Genomic DNA, 13,586 nt, shown 5'->3' with positions numbered 1-13,586 from the left:
AGTAGTCCTCCTGAGATTGTAGGCCGGAGACGGCCAGTCTGGACAGGAGTGTGAATTATGAAGGGCAAACAACAGGTTATCGAGCGTCTGAACGAGGCTCTTTTTCTCGAACTCGGCGCGGTGAACCAGTATTGGCTGCACTATCGCCTTCTCGAGGACTGGGGCTACGGCAAGCTCGCTGCCAAGGAACGAGCGGAATCGATCGAAGAGATGCATCACGCCGACAAGCTGGTGGAACGCATCATCTTCCTGGAGGGCCATCCCAACCTGCAAAACGTGGCGCCGCTGCATATCGGGCAGAATGTGAAGGAGGTCCTCGAGGCCGATCTCGCCGGTGAGTACGAGGCTTGGAAGTCCTACACGCAATCGCGAAACATCTGCGAACAGGAAGGCGACTATGTCACCAAGAACCTGTTCGAGGAGCTGATCGCGGACGAGGAAGGTCATATCGACTTCCTCGAAACTCAACTCGAACTCCTCGGGAAACTCGGTGAGGAAAAATACGGTCTTCTCAATGCGGCAAGTGCCGACGAGCAGGAAGAATAGCGCGATTTCCCGGACATTGCGGCTGGCCGCCCTTCTGGCGGCCGGTCTCGCCGGCACGGCATTCGCCGGCGACATTCCATCGCAGCGCGGTGACCTGACGCCGGAAGACCTCGCCCGCGTCGAGAAGGTCACGACACCGACAGGCGATTTTTCGAAGGCGGAAGCCTTCGAGGCTATGCCGGGTGGCGCGACGACCTCCCGAAAGAAGGTCAACCGCGATGCTTTCTCCCAGTTTTCAGCCAATTTGAGCTTCGAACAGGAGCGCGATTTCAAGCTCGGCAACGCGCTGTTTCGCAAGCTCTGGGTTTCGTCCCCGTCCTCGACACAGGCCTCGGACGGCCTCGGGCCGCTGTTCAATGCGCGCGCCTGCCAGAGTTGCCATCTCAAGGATGTGCGCGGCCATCCGCCGGAAGGGGCCGCGGACGCGACCTCGATGTTCCTGCGCCTCGCCCGCCCGGCGCAAAACGATGCCGAGCGTGCGGCGCTGGAAAGCTACGTCGCGGCGAATTTCCCCGATCCCGTTTACGGCGGGCAGTTGCAGGACAATGCCGTGCCCGGCCTGCAGGCCGAGGGGCATATGCGCATCGAGTACGAGGAGGTCCCGGTCGCGCTCGCGGGCGGCGAGATGGTATCGCTGCGAAAGCCGACCTATGCGATCGACGATCTCGGATACGGGCCGTTGCATCCCGAGACGACACTGTCCGCGCGCATCGCGCCGCCGATGATCGGCATGGGACTCATCCAGGCCATCGAGCCGTCCGATATCGTGGCGAATGCGGACCCGGACGATGCCGATGGCGACGGGATATCCGGCCGTGTCCAGCTGACGCGCGCGACACCGGACTCCGCGATCGAAATCGGCCGCTTCGGCTGGAAGGCGCAGAACCCGTCGATCCGCAAGCAGACCGCCGCCGCCTTCGCCGGCGATATCGGCATCTCGTCGCCCGACCTTCCGAAGAGCCATGGCGATTGCATGGCGGCGCAGGAGGAATGTCTTGCCCGGCCGACCGGGGTGCAAAAGCGTCTCGGCGATACAGAGGCACCGGACCCCATCATGGATCTCGTCACCTTCTATTCCGAGAACCTCGCGGTTCCGGCGCGGCGCGACTACGAGGCCCCTGACGTCCTGCGTGGCAAGGAGATGTTCTACAGCCTCGGCTGCACCGCCTGTCACCGACCGAAATTCGTCACCAGCCGCAATGCAGCGGACGAGGTCCATGCCTTTCAACTGATCTGGCCCTATTCCGATTTCCTTCTGCACGACATGGGCGAAGGGCTTGCCGACGGCCAGCCGGTCGGGGTTGCGAACGGGCGTGAATGGCGCACGGCGCCGCTTTGGGGTATCGGCTTGACCGAAACGGTCAATGGCCACACTTTCTTTCTGCACGACGGCCGCGCGCGCAATCTGACGGAGGCGATTCTCTGGCATGGTGGCGAGGCGCAGGGTGCTCGTGACCGTTTCGCGGCTTTGGAAAAGGCCGATCGCGATGCGCTAATCCGTTTCCTGGAGTCTCTTTGATGCGCCGTCTCGCCGCCACGTTTTTCAGTCTCGCCATGCTGTTCGCCGGCCCTGCGTCCTCGCAGGAACTCACGGTCGATGGCGAGCAGGCCGTCCGGTCAGTCCGCCTGCTTGTCGCTGGTTTCATCCAGCCCGGTTTCGAGCGCTTCGCGGACGACGCGGAACTGGCGGCAATCGCCACGGACGAGCTTTGCGAAGACCCCGGCGAACGGACGCTCGATGCTGCCCGCGCGGCATTTCGCGAGAGCGCCCTTGCCCTTTCCCGGGTCGAATTCCTGCGCACCGGCCCACTGATCCAGGAGAACCGGCTCGAGCGCCTGCTGTTCTGGCCGGATCGTCGCGGTATCGCACTGAGGCAGGTCCAGGGCGTAATCGGGTCCGGCGACGAGAGCGTAACAGATGCCGCCAACCTGCCCGCAAAAAGCGTCGCCCTGCAGGGCTTCACAACGCTCGAATTCCTTCTCTTCGGCACCGGATCCGATGATCTTGCGTCCGAAGCGGGGCATCGTTGCCTCTTCGCAAGGGCCGTTGCCCGCAACATCCACGCCATCGCGGTGGAGCTGAATGCCGCCTGGCAGGACAAGGACGGGTACGCGACGCTCTGGTCGAACCCGGGCGAGGAGAACCCGATCTTTCGCAATGCCGATGAGGTCGTCAGCGAACTCCTGTCCATTCCCGCCGAAGCTTTCGAAATCATCCGCGATCAGCGGTTGAAGCCGATGCTTCCCGAGGACGGGAAAGCCAATCCGAAAAGGGCGCTGTTCTGGCGGTCCGGGATTTCGCTGGAATTTGTCGACGCGGCGTTCGAGGCGCTTCGCTCCTATTACGAAACCGCTGGCATTTCCGACATCCTGCCGGAAGACGAAAGCTGGCTGGCGCGCTCTATCGAGTTCGAATTCAATAATGCCGAGGCGACGCTCGCCCGGCTGAATATGCCGGTCGAAGAGGTTCTCGCCAATGAAGAGCGAGTGAAGGACCTGGATTATCTCGTCATCCTGACCCAGAGCCTGCAGAGCCTCTTCGGCCAACAGGTGACGGCGGCGTTGGGGCTGTCGGTCGGGTTCTCATCGCTGGACGGAGACTGATGCGACTGTTTTCATCGACCGGGCTGATCGACCGGCGGACCCTGCTGCGCGCCGCGGGCGGGACGTTTCTTGCCGGTCTCGCTCCGCGTGCCGCCATGGCGCTTCAGGATACCGATGCGGTTTTCGCGTCCGCCTATTATGATGGCGACGGGAGCTACGGCATCGCACTCCTTGCGGAAGACGGCACGGTCATCCATCGCTACGTTCTTCCCGAACGGGGACATGACGCGGTGTTCGACCCGCGCGGCGAAAGGGTCGTCGTCTTCGCGCGGCGACCGGGGACCTTCGCCGCGGCGATCGATCTCCGCAAGGACACCGAACCGCTCGTCTTCCATGCGCCGCAAGGGCGTCACTTCTACGGTCATGGCTGCTTCTCCGCCGACGGCAAGCTGCTCTATTCGACCGACAATGATTACGACAATGCACGCGGCGTTATCGGCGTGCATGACGCAACCGATGGCTTCCGGCGTATTGGCGAGTTCTTTTCCGGCGGAATCGGGCCGCACGACATGACGGTGCTGCCCGACGGCCGCACGATGCTGATCGCCAATGGCGGGCTCGAAACGCATCCGGATTACGGCCGGACCGTGCTCAATGTCGCAACGATGAAACCGAACCTGGCCTTTGTCGATCTCGCCGATTCACGCATCCTGTCGGTGCATGAACTGGCGCCGCATCTTCACAAGCTGTCGATCCGCCATCTCGCCATGATGGAGGATGGCACGACCTGGTTCGCGTCCCAGAACCAGGGCGATATCCACCAACCGCTGCCGCTTGCCGGGTCGATTTCGCCGGACGGTAATGTGCGCCTGCTCGATCTTGCGCCGGAGGATTTGCGGCTGATGCGCGGTTATGTCGGCTCGGTGGCGGCCAATGACCGCACGGGCGCGGTCGTTCTCACATCGCCGCAGGGCAACACCGCGCTCGAAATCGACTGCGCGAGCGGCGCGGTGCGCGAGCGCGTGACGCTTCCCGATATTTGCGGCGCGGCCGATCGCGGTGACGGATTCCTGCTGTCGAGCGGCATGGGCGTCATGGACGGTCATCAGACCCAACTGGCCTGGGACAATCACATCGTGCGCCGTCCGGAGAACTCCGCGTAGTGCATTTCAGGTTGCAATAGAATCAGAATGCGCTGCCTCTCGCCTTCGGCTCAAACGCGCATTCCGATGCTGATGTTTCAACCAAAACCTGAATTGCACTAGTAAGGGTTCTTCGGATCGCTGTCGGTAGACAGGCTGTCGAAGGTTTGGGCGGTCAGTTTTTCGATCGCGTCGGCGAGGTGGATCTTGTCGATGTGATGATCGCCCCGCGCCACTCGGATCTTGTGGGCTTCCAGCATGACCTGGCCGTGCGAGACGCCCCAAGGGGGTTCGAACCGGTAGGAAGCAAGTTCGATCAAAAGCCCGAGCGGATCGTTGAAATAGATCGAATCCATGAAGCCGCGATCCTTCGGACCGCTGTGCCTGATGCCGCGTTCGTCCAGCCGTTCGACAGCCTGCCAGAAGGTCGCCTGTGAAACCGAAAGCGCGAGGTGATGTACGCAGCCAATCTCGGTGGGCGTGCGCGTCGCGTCCGGCTTGCGGCTCTCGTCGGTGAAGATCGTGATCAGCCGTCCGTCGCCGGGATCGAAATAGAGGTGGCTTTCCTGCTCGCTGTCGAGATTGGGTTGTTCGAACACGAACGGCATGCCGAGAACGCCTTCCCAGAAATCGATCGAGGTCTGACGGTCCGCCCCCACGATGGTGATGTGGTGAACGCCTTGCGTTTGCAGCTTTCGCATCGTTTTCTCCTCCGGCATGGTTGCGGACGCCCGCTTTTCCGGGAGTTTAGTCCGATCCCGGCGGCGAGACCATGGGCGGGTGCTCCGGGGCAGGGGCTTCCAGGAATGGTGGCCGCAGCTGATGAGTCTCGCCGCTCGAATTAGTCGGCCTCCATCCATCTTTTTGCAAATCATTCGCAACTGGCTTGACTTTCTGCGAATGCTTCGCATAATCATTCAAAGTTAGGCAGGAGAGATGTGCGCGATGTTCAAGACGATGCGAGTTCTGATCGCCGGTGTGGCCATTTTGGCAGCGACTGGCGGGGCCGCATTCTCGGCGGACAAGTTCAAGGCTGTCACGACATTCACCGTCATTGCCGACATGGCGCGCAATGTGGCCGGCGATGCCGCTGTTGTGGAATCGATCACCAAGCCGGGCGCCGAAATCCACGGCTACGATCCGACGCCGCGCGATCTCGTTCGCGCGCAGGGCGCCGATCTGGTGATGTGGAACGGGATGAACCTGGAACTCTGGTTCGAACAGTTCTTCAACAATCTGCGCGACATTCCTGCGGTGACGCTGACCGAGGGCATCGAACCGATCAGCATTGCGGAAGGGTCTTATGAGGGCAAACCCAACCCGCATGCCTGGATGGCGCTCGAAAGCGCGCTGATCTATGTCGACAATATCCGCGACGCCTTTGTCGAGCATGATCCGGAAAACGCGGAGACCTACAAGGCAAATGCTGAAGCCTACAAGCAGAAGATCCGGGCGGCGATCGAGCCGCTGAGGGCGATGATCGACACCGTCCCCGAGGAAAAGCGCTGGCTTGTCACCTGCGAAGGGGCGTTCAGCTATCTCGCCCGCGATTTCGGACTGCGCGAACTCTATCTCTGGCCGATGAACGCCGACCAGACAGGCACGCCGCAACAGGTTCGCAAGGTCATCGACGGCGTAAGGGAAAACGACATTCCGGTCGTCTTCTGCGAAAGCACGGTCAACAACGATCCGGCCAAACAGGTTGCGCGCGAGACCGGCGCGAAATACGGCGGCAAGCTATATGTCGACTCCCTGACCGATGCCGACGGCCCCGTGCCGACCTATCTCGATTTGCTTCGGGTGACGTCGGAAACCGTCGCACGCAGTCTCGCGGCCACGGTCAATTGACAACGAACGGATCAATTCGCCTCGGGCGTCCCGCGGGAAACCATGAGACCTGCGGTGCGCTGAATGTTTGTGGAAGTGCCTGCACTCAATGATACGAACACACACGCCGAAACGCTGAGCCCCATGTTGCAACAATCCCCTTCCGGACTGTCCGTTCACGATATCACGGTCACCTATCGCAACGGTCATACCGCGTTGCGCGATGCGAGTTTCGAAATCCCGACCGGCACGATCTCGGCGCTTGTCGGGGTGAATGGTTCGGGCAAGTCAACGCTGTTCAAGGCCATCATGGGCTTCGTGCCGACGGCGAAAGGCGAGATCCGCATTCTGGGCATGACCGTAGCCGAGGCGCTCCGACAGAACATCGTCGCCTATGTGCCGCAGGCAGAGGAAGTCGACTGGAGCTTTCCGGTCCTCGTCGAGGATGTCGTGATGATGGGCCGTTACGGCCACATGGGCTTCCTGCGCATTCCCAAGGCCAAAGACAGCGAGGCCGTCGACAAGGCGCTCGAGCGGGTGGGCATGTCGGAATACCGGCACCGCCAGATCGGCGAATTGTCGGGCGGCCAGAAGAAACGGGTCTTTCTCGCCCGCGCGCTCGCGCAGGATGGCCGCGTCATTCTGCTCGACGAGCCTTTTACCGGCGTCGATGTCACCACGGAGGAGGCGATCGTCGCGCTTCTGCGCGACTTGCGCGAAGAGGGCCGGGTCATGCTGGTTTCCACCCACAATCTGGGATCGGTGCCCGAGTTCTGCGATCGCACGGTCCTCATCAAGGGAACGGTTCTCGCCCATGGTCCGACCGCGACGACCTTCACCGCCGAGAACCTGGAGGAGGCATTCGGCGGCGTTCTGCGCCATTTCGTTCTCGGCGGACGCGACCTGCATGACGACGACGACCGCCGCGAGGTCAAGATCCTCACCGACGACGAACGCCCGCTGGTCATGTATGACGAGAAAACCCAGCGCGCCAATCCCGACCGGCCGGACGAGAATTCGCAGTCCGGCGAGGAGGGCTGAGCCGTGGACCTGCTGCTCGAACCCTTCTCCTACGGCTACATGACAAATGCCATGTGGGTCAGCGCGCTGGTCGGCGGCGTCTGCGCCTTCCTGTCTGCCTATCTGATGCTGAAGGGCTGGTCGCTGATCGGCGATGCGCTCAGCCATTCGATCGTTCCCGGTGTCGCGGGCGCATACATGCTGGGCTTGCCCTTCGCGCTCGGCGCTTTCATCGCGGGCGGACTTGCCGCCGGCTCCATGCTGTTCCTCAACGAACGCTCCGGCTTGAAGGTCGATGCCGTCATCGGGCTGATCTTCACCTCCTTCTTCGGGCTAGGGCTGTTCCTGGCTTCGGTCTCACCGACTTCGGTGGACATCAAGACCATCACGCTCGGCAACATTCTCGCGATCACGCCTGAGGACACGCTGCAACTGGCGATCATCGGCATCGTGTCGCTGGTCATATTGCTCGCCAAGTGGAAGGACCTGATGGTCACCTTCTTCGACGAGACCCACGCGCGGTCCATCGGACTGCGCACCGGCATGCTCAAGGTGGTCTTCTTCACGCTGCTCTCGGCGTCCTGCGTCGCGGCGCTCCAGACCGTCGGCGCGTTCCTCGTGATCGCCATGGTCGTGACGCCGGGCGCGACGGCCTATCTGCTGACAGACCGGTTTCCGCGCCTGCTGGTGCTTGCGGTCGCGATCGGATCGCTGACGAGCTTTACTGGGGCCTATCTGAGCTACTTCCTGGATGGTGCGACGGGCGGGGTCATCATCACCCTGCAGACGCTCATCTTTCTCGTGGTCTTCTTCCTGGCGCCCAAGCACGGCATGCTGGCGGCGCGTCGTCGCGCCGCCGAGGCGCTGGAGGGCGACGCATGATCGAGACGCTGCTCGCCCCCTTCCAGTTCGCCTTCATGCAGAACGCCTTCTGGATCGCGCTCATCGTCGCGGTGCCGACGGCGCTGTTGTCCTGCTATTTGGTGCTCAAGGGATGGGCGCTCATGGGCGACGCGATCAGCCATGCGGTGCTGCCGGGCATCGTCATCGCCTATATCGTCAACATCCCGTTGATCATCGGTGCTTTCGTCGCCGGCATGGTGTGCGCCTTGGGGGCTGGTTTCCTGCAGCAGAACAGCCGCATCAAGCAGGATACGGTGCTCGGCATCGTGTTCTCCGGCATGTTCGGCTTCGGCATGGTGCTCTACACGAAGATCTCCACCACCGTGCATCTCGATCACATCCTTTTCGGCAACATGCTGGGCGTCGGGGCCGGCGACCTGCTGACGGCCGGCCTGATCTCGCTGTTCGTGACGGTCGCGATCCTGGCCAAGTGGAAGGACCTCCTGCTGCATTCCTTCGATCCCGCCCAGGCGCGGGTTTCGGGAATGCCCGTCGCGGTCTTTCACTACGGGCTCCTGGCAATCCTCTCGCTGACGATCGTCGCGACCCTCAAGGCCGTCGGCCTCATCCTCGCGATCGGCCTCCTGATCGCGCCGGGCTCCATCGCCTTTCTCGTGACGCGCAGCTTCGGCCGCATGCTCGTCGTCGCGGTGGCGGTGACGATCGTGGCGATGACCGGCGGCATCTATGCCAGCTTCTGGCTGGACAGCGCGCCGGCGCCGACGATCATCCTGATCCTGACCGCCTTCTTCATCGTCGCCTTTATCGCCAAGATGATGCGCACGCGCTCCGCGACGGCACGCTTGTCCTGAGTCGTCGAAACCGGGCATTGTCCCGCCGACGTTTCAAGGGGAGCGGACGATGAAGATCCAGTGCGAGTGCGGCAATCTCATCCATGACGGGACCGACGGCCTCGGTCACAAGGCGCATTTCATCCCCGACCGCCGCTGGAACGAGATGTGGGATGCACTGGACGAGGCGATCGAGAGGGATGGAAACGCGAAAAAGCGCGAGGCATCCGCGATGCATATGCGCATGCTGATCGGCGACATGGCGCGCAGCGCCTGGCAGTGCACGCAATGCGGCATGCTCTATCTGGAAAACGCGGAACACAAACTGCGCGCCTTCAAACCGCTGGGCGACGAGGATGTTAGCGGCATTCTCTCGGGCGGGGCGAAGAAACGGGTGTGAAAATGCAAACGCCACATACGCCGTGATGGGCGCATGCGGCGATCGAAAGCCCGAATGGTCAGTTCGCGAATTGCGAATCCGGCGGGCAGGAAAACGCGCCCGTTCCGCCATTCCAGTTGTAGCAGCCGCGTGAGCTTGCCGCGTCGACGTCCTCGGCGATGCCGATCAGGTCGGCACGACCATTGGCGTAGCTCTTGGCTTCCGCCAGCAGATCGCTCTTGGAAGGAATATCGCCGGAACCGTCGATGGAATCGTTGGTCAGAGTGTTGCGCAGATGCGCGCCGGCGATGATCAGGATCGGGTCCTTGCGTTCGCGCCCGAGCGCGATCAGATTGTCGGACAATTGCAATTGCTGCTGCGCGCCCTCCGACAGTTCCAGGTTATTGTCGGCGGAAAATGCCGGCTGGATCATGGCGCCGGCCATGACGGCCGCGATTGCTGTGTTGCGAAGGATTTTCATTCTGGCTCCTCTCGAAATTGGTTTCGACGGGCAGGAGACAACTCCGGCCTCACGAAATATTGCACAAGGAAACAGTCTTAATTTTGGCTGTTTTTTCGTGATGTTAGGTCATTTCAGGGCAATTTGGAGGCTGGTTATGGCGAAAGCGAAAAGAGATCAGGTGAACGCGGTTCGATTGACCCTCGGGGTCTTGGTCGGAATTGCCGGCTCAATGGTCGCCACGCAGGTGGCCGTCGCTCAGGAGGGGACGACCGAAGAAGCGGTTGCCTATTTCGACAGCGCCTTCAAGGATCGCTGCCGGCCCTATTCCGAGACCCTATTCCTTTTCGACGGCGGCGCGGATGAAATGCCGGCGCGCTTCGAGGTTTCGTGGATGCCGAGCTTTGAATTGCCGGGCGACGAGCCCGAAACCGCCACGATCTACCAGTTCTTCTGCGACGCCGGGGCCTACAATGTCCAGTCCGCTTTCATCAGGTTCATGGACGGACATTTCGAGCCATTGGCCTTCGCGCGTCCGACGATTTCGATCGAGAACGAAACCGAAGACTACGACTCCCCGGTCAAGGCCATCACCGTGACCGGATACGAGTCCGCGCTGACGGTGACCAATGCAAAATTCGATGAGGAATCGCAGACCGTGACCGCAAGAGCCTACTGGCGGGGAATTGGCGACGCCTATGACGAGGGGCGCTGGGTATTTCGGGACGGCGGTTTCGTCCTCGAACATTTCGAGGCGGACGCCGATTACGACGGCGAGATCGATCCGCAATTGTCGCTAGATTACTGAGGTGCCTCAGCCCGACCTGTCAGGGCTCATGAGGCGCTGTTCGAGGTCGCTGAAATAGTGGACCTCGTAACCGGACCCGAGCTCCTCGCGAACGAGCCGCCAGAGTTCCAGTCCCTCGCGTTCGAAACGGCTGGTGTCCTCCGGCGAAGTCTGCGGCGAGCCGGCCGGGTCCGTTCGGTCCAGCCGCGCGTCATAGGCTTCGGACCAATGTGCGAGGCGGGCGACAAGGCCGGACGAAAGTCCGAGACCGGCCGGGTCGAGATTGCCGATATCATCGCCGTCCATCCCCCACAGGGGCCAGCAATCGTAATCGGCCATCAGTTTCACGCGCCGTGTCATGGCCCGGCACTATCTCCCGCTTCGCCATTGTCCGCAATTGGCGTATCGTCACCGACCTGAGCTAAAACGGAACTGCATTCGTATGCCCATGACCACCGGAAAAAGCTTCTTCTCGCTTCTGTCGCTTGCGCTGTTTTTCGCCGCGCCCGCATACGCGCAGGAATGCGCGGTCGAGGACGCGGTCTATGAAATGGCCGACGAGGCGGGCGGCCAGCTCGTCTTTGAAAGGCGTGAGCATTCCACGGCCTATTCCGACCTCGATATCGCGGTCACGGCCGGCGATGTGCCGCAGCGTTTCGGGTTCCGTCTCACCGCATCCAACGGATACGGGAATTTCTACGCCATTCCCGACGACGAATCCGTCTCGGAGGATGGCCTGATAGTCTTCTTCTTCCAGCGTCGGGGAGACCGTCTCGTGCCCTCCGAGCACGATATGCCGGCTTCCGGCGAGCCGGCGCCGGACGCGGTCTTCATGCCCGGCCTCGGCAGTGCATTGTGGTATGGGACGAACGGGTCGGCAGACCCCGTCGCGATCCCGACAGAAATCTGGTACCGGGCCGGTTGCCGGTAGACGCTCAGTTCGTGGACAGGGCGTAGGTGTCGCCGAAATCGCTCTTGTTTTCGAGCGTCACGTCGAATGGCCCGGTCACGCCAGGCGTCCAGCCGCACTGGTTGAGATTGCTCGTGTCGGTCTGCGAGCAGACAAGAGCGCCGCGCGCGTCATAGACGAACATGTCGATGTCGGCGTCGCCCATCCCCTCGGAATAGACCAGGGCGAACTCCCCGCCGATGAAGTTCAGCGCGCGATGGCTCTTCTTGCCGCGCGCGGGGATGCGGCGCTCCGTGTAGATGCCGCCATCCTTCAGGCCCTTGGACTTCGATGTCCTGATGTCGTCGGCGAGACCGGCGATGATCGTGCTTCCGCCCGAGATGCGAACGGCTTCATCCAGCCAGCCTTCCCAGCCGAAAACATCCTCTTGCGGAATCTCTTCGTCGGCAGCATCCGGCGTTCCGATTTCGCCACGCTTCATGCCGGAATCCTTGCGCAGCCGCGCGGCGGAGAGCATGAGCACGGGATCGGAGGTTTCGATTGCGCGGTCATGCAGTTGCCGCGACATAACGATCAGCGCGAGCGCGTCGGCCTGCGGGTCGTCGGGTGCAGATTGTCCAACCGACGGGACGGTCGCGGTGGCGACAAGCGCGGTCGCCGAAATCGCGGCCAAAAGGCGTTTTGCGGTGTTCATGAGCGAAATCTCCAGCCCGGGTTTCACGGCACCAATAATCCGTCAGAATTCGGCGTTAAAAGGGCAGAGGGTACAAGTGGTTGGCAGCCGATTGTCTTCAGGTAAGATAAGGAGGGTTGCAGGAGACTGGGAACGGCGATGCCGCGAATTCGATCGACAATTCTGCGCAGGGCCGCGGGCCTGATGATGGCGACCGCGCTCGCCGGTTGCGTGTCGGTCAACGACACGCTCAATTCCTTCACCGAGATACAGCCCGAATTCGATCCAGGCCTGACGTCTCAGGAGGAGGGCGCAAAGCCCGAAACCGATTTTGTCGCGCTGTCCTTCTCCGGCGGTGGCACCCGCGCCGCCGCCTTTGCCTACGGTATCCTCGAACAGATGCGCGCGACGCCCTTTCCCGGCAAGGAAGGGACGACCGTCTATGACGAGATCGATTTCCTGTCCGGCGTGTCCGGCGGGTCGGTGACGGCGGCCTATTTCGGCCTGAAGGGCGAACGCGCCTTCGGCGATTTCAAGAGCAATTTCCTCGTGCGAAACGGCGAGGAGTATCTGCGCACATCGAAGGTGGATCCGATCAACCTCCTGCGTGCGGCAAGCGGCGGCGTGAACAGCCGGCAGGGCTTCGGACGCTGGCTGGACGAGAACCTGTTCAAGGGCGCGACCTTCGCCGATCTCTACCGCAACAAGAAGACGACGACCTGGATCAACGCGTCCGACATCTACAACCGCACGCCTTTCACCTTCGAGCCCGAGACGTTCCGGGCGCTGTGCAGCGATCTCAACAAGCTGCCGGTCGCCGAAGCGGTCGCCGCGTCGGCGGCTGTGCCGATCGTGTTCAGCCCGATCGTGCTGGAAGCCTATGGACCGCGCTGCAGCTACGAACAGCCGGGCTGGTTGACCACCGCCGCGCACAACACAGAGGCTTCGGCGTCGCTCCGCGCCTATGCGCGCGCGCTGCGCAACTATCGCGACCCGGAAAAGATGCGTTACGTGAAGCTGCTCGACGGCGCGGTGACGGACAATTTCGGCCTGACCGGCATCTCCATCGCACGAGGGCGCGCGCAGAGCCGTCACGCGCCGTTCACGGAACGCGAGGCGGTCGCTCTCGAACGCATGTTGTTCGTCGTCGCGAATGCCGGTCGTGAACTCGACGGTGACTGGGCGAACGAGGTGGCCGGGCCCGGAGGGCTCGATCTGGTGTCGGCCATCGCCGATACCGCCATGGCGTCGGCGACGCGCGAGGGCTTCGACGCGTTTCGCGCCGCGATGGCGCGTTGGCACGACGACCTGATCGCCTATCGCTGCTCCCTGTCCAAGGCGGAAGTGAAGAAATTCGGCGGCGATCCGAAAACCTGGAACTGCCGCAGCCTCAAGCTTTACGTCACCGAACTGCGGTTCGACCAGCTTGGCGCGGACATGGAAGCAAAGCTGAACGAGGTTCCGACACGGCTCAAACTGCCGCGCGAGCAGGTCGATCTGACGATCGAGGCGGGCCGCAAGGCGCTGTCGATAAGCCCGACCTTCCTGACCTATCTGACGTCCATCCAGGGCATATCGGCCAAGGGCAAGCGGCGTCTCTGACC

Annotated in this window: 16 protein-coding genes; 12 read left to right on the top strand and 4 right to left on the bottom strand. The window is 62.1% G+C overall.

The window, feature by feature from the left end; translation table 11 throughout:
• Window positions 1–57: 57 nt before the first annotated feature.
• From bfr to ACQK2M_RS21330, 4 genes are read left to right on the top strand one after another with little or no spacing between them, the layout of a single operon-like run.
• Entirely contained in the window at window positions 58–546 is a 489-nt protein-coding gene (bfr, locus tag ACQK2M_RS21345; RefSeq protein WP_425419466.1) for a bacterioferritin, read from the top strand.
• Window positions 515–2,065: a di-heme oxidoredictase family protein gene (locus ACQK2M_RS21340; RefSeq protein WP_425419465.1), complete on the top strand. Its 1,551-nt coding sequence runs from the start codon at window positions 515–517 to the stop codon at window positions 2,063–2,065. The genes bfr and ACQK2M_RS21340 overlap by 32 nt, the downstream gene beginning before the upstream one ends.
• Window positions 2,065–3,150, top strand: a complete 1,086-nt coding sequence (locus ACQK2M_RS21335; protein ID WP_425419464.1) for an imelysin family protein — start codon at window positions 2,065–2,067, stop codon at window positions 3,148–3,150. Before ACQK2M_RS21340 ends, ACQK2M_RS21335 begins: the two co-directional genes overlap by 1 nt.
• Window positions 3,150–4,253, top strand: coding sequence for a DUF1513 domain-containing protein (locus ACQK2M_RS21330; RefSeq protein ID WP_425419463.1), 1,104 nt, complete (start codon window positions 3,150–3,152; stop codon window positions 4,251–4,253). The genes ACQK2M_RS21335 and ACQK2M_RS21330 overlap by 1 nt, the downstream gene beginning before the upstream one ends.
• Before the next feature lie 98 nt (window positions 4,254–4,351).
• Here the strand turns inward: ACQK2M_RS21330 and ACQK2M_RS21325 are convergent, their stop codons facing one another.
• Entirely contained in the window at window positions 4,352–4,933 is a 582-nt protein-coding gene (locus tag ACQK2M_RS21325) for a VOC family protein (RefSeq protein WP_425419462.1), read from the bottom strand.
• A gap of 244 nt (window positions 4,934–5,177) precedes the next feature.
• Between ACQK2M_RS21325 and ACQK2M_RS21320 the strand changes: the two genes are divergently transcribed.
• The 5 genes from ACQK2M_RS21320 (at window position 5,178) to ACQK2M_RS21300 (ending at window position 9,173) form a co-directional block, all read left to right on the top strand.
• The gene (locus ACQK2M_RS21320; RefSeq protein ID WP_425419461.1) at window positions 5,178–6,080 is read left to right on the top strand and encodes a metal ABC transporter substrate-binding protein; all 903 of its coding nucleotides are present in this window, start codon (window positions 5,178–5,180) and stop codon (window positions 6,078–6,080) included.
• 123 nt (window positions 6,081–6,203) lie between these two features.
• Entirely contained in the window at window positions 6,204–7,100 is an 897-nt protein-coding gene (locus ACQK2M_RS21315; RefSeq protein ID WP_425419460.1) for a manganese/iron ABC transporter ATP-binding protein, read from the top strand.
• Between the two features lie 39 nt (window positions 7,101–7,139).
• Window positions 7,140–7,961: a metal ABC transporter permease gene (locus tag ACQK2M_RS21310; protein WP_425420106.1), complete on the top strand. Its 822-nt coding sequence runs from the start codon at window positions 7,140–7,142 to the stop codon at window positions 7,959–7,961.
• The gene (locus ACQK2M_RS21305) at window positions 7,958–8,794 is read left to right on the top strand and encodes a metal ABC transporter permease (RefSeq protein WP_425419459.1); all 837 of its coding nucleotides are present in this window, start codon (window positions 7,958–7,960) and stop codon (window positions 8,792–8,794) included. Before ACQK2M_RS21310 ends, ACQK2M_RS21305 begins: the two co-directional genes overlap by 4 nt.
• Before the next feature lie 49 nt (window positions 8,795–8,843).
• The gene (locus ACQK2M_RS21300) at window positions 8,844–9,173 is read left to right on the top strand and encodes a hypothetical protein (RefSeq protein ID WP_425419458.1); all 330 of its coding nucleotides are present in this window, start codon (window positions 8,844–8,846) and stop codon (window positions 9,171–9,173) included.
• Between the two features lie 58 nt (window positions 9,174–9,231).
• On the opposite strand, the gene ACQK2M_RS21295 is transcribed toward ACQK2M_RS21300, so the two are convergent.
• Window positions 9,232–9,633, bottom strand: coding sequence for a hypothetical protein (locus ACQK2M_RS21295; protein ID WP_223476222.1), 402 nt, complete (start codon window positions 9,631–9,633; stop codon window positions 9,232–9,234).
• 211 nt (window positions 9,634–9,844) lie between these two features.
• Between ACQK2M_RS21295 and ACQK2M_RS21290 the strand changes: the two genes are divergently transcribed.
• Window positions 9,845–10,420 carry a DUF1176 domain-containing protein gene (locus ACQK2M_RS21290; protein ID WP_425419457.1) on the top strand — a complete coding sequence of 192 codons (576 nt, stop codon included), beginning with the start codon at window positions 9,845–9,847 and terminating at the stop codon, window positions 10,418–10,420.
• A 6-nt stretch (window positions 10,421–10,426) separates the two neighbouring features.
• Here ACQK2M_RS21290 and ACQK2M_RS21285 read toward each other — a convergent pair whose 3' ends face one another.
• Entirely contained in the window at window positions 10,427–10,759 is a 333-nt protein-coding gene (locus ACQK2M_RS21285; protein ID WP_425419456.1) for a hypothetical protein, read from the bottom strand.
• Between the two features lie 82 nt (window positions 10,760–10,841).
• Here ACQK2M_RS21285 and ACQK2M_RS21280 point away from each other — a divergent pair, with 82 nt between their 5' ends.
• A complete protein-coding gene (locus ACQK2M_RS21280) occupies window positions 10,842–11,330 on the top strand; it encodes a hypothetical protein (protein WP_425419455.1) in 489 nt (162 codons plus the stop codon).
• A 4-nt stretch (window positions 11,331–11,334) separates the two neighbouring features.
• Here ACQK2M_RS21280 and ACQK2M_RS21275 read toward each other — a convergent pair whose 3' ends face one another.
• Window positions 11,335–12,003, bottom strand: a complete 669-nt coding sequence (locus ACQK2M_RS21275; RefSeq protein WP_425419454.1) for a hypothetical protein — start codon at window positions 12,001–12,003, stop codon at window positions 11,335–11,337.
• Between the two features lie 138 nt (window positions 12,004–12,141).
• On the opposite strand from ACQK2M_RS21275, the gene ACQK2M_RS21270 reads away from it, so the two are divergent.
• On the top strand, window positions 12,142–13,584 hold the full coding sequence (locus tag ACQK2M_RS21270; RefSeq protein WP_425419453.1) for a patatin-like phospholipase family protein: 1,443 nt from the start codon (window positions 12,142–12,144) through the stop codon (window positions 13,582–13,584).
• The last annotated feature ends 2 nt before the right edge of the window (window positions 13,585–13,586 follow it).

Origin of the sequence: Oricola indica (assembly GCF_965227485.1) — a bacterium.
Classification (GTDB): domain Bacteria; phylum Pseudomonadota; class Alphaproteobacteria; order Rhizobiales; family Rhizobiaceae; genus Oricola; species Oricola indica.
Note: the sequence above shows the minus strand (reverse complement) of the source record. Positions and strands in the feature narration are given on the sequence as shown.